General features: G+C 54.4%; 1 protein-coding gene. It reads left to right on the forward strand.

What is annotated here, in order from left to right; translation table 11 throughout:
- A partial coding sequence (locus AACT07_RS22370) for an IS3 family transposase (protein ID WP_139126513.1) occupies positions 1–522 on the forward strand: 522 nt, incomplete at both ends.

A 522-nucleotide genomic window follows, 5' to 3' on the forward strand; every position in this document is an offset into this window, starting at 1 on the left:
CGGGACAGACATTCTAAAAAAGGCTACGGCTCTCTTGATGACGGACGAGTTCACACGTACGCGCTGATAGACCAATTAAGAGAGCAAGCCCCCATCACCCTGGTCTGCTGTGCTTTCGATGTTCCAACATCTTGTTTTTACGACTATCTGGCTCGCAAGCGGACGATTAACCGTGAGCGCATGCAACAGCGCTGTGAGTTGCGCCGGTTGTTTAAAGAGAGTAGGGACTCGGCAGGCAGCCGTGCCTTGATGTCGATGATGCGAGAGTTGGGGTATCAGATTGGTCGATTCAAAGTACGTAACCTGATGAAGGAAGCCGGTCTGGTATCCAAACAGCCTGGCGCACACCGCTATAAGGTGGCACAGTCTGAACGACCGGATATCCCCAATCTGCTGGCCCGCGAATTTGATGTCCAGCAACCCAATCAGGTGTGGTGTGGCGATATCACCTACGTCTGGGCAGCTGGTCGTTGGCATTACCTGGCAGCGGTGCTTGACCTGTACACCCGGCGGGTTGTGGGC

The sequence above is a fragment of the Aeromonas sp. ANP5 genome (genome assembly GCF_963870295.1).
Lineage (GTDB): Bacteria > Pseudomonadota > Gammaproteobacteria > Enterobacterales > Aeromonadaceae > Aeromonas > Aeromonas veronii.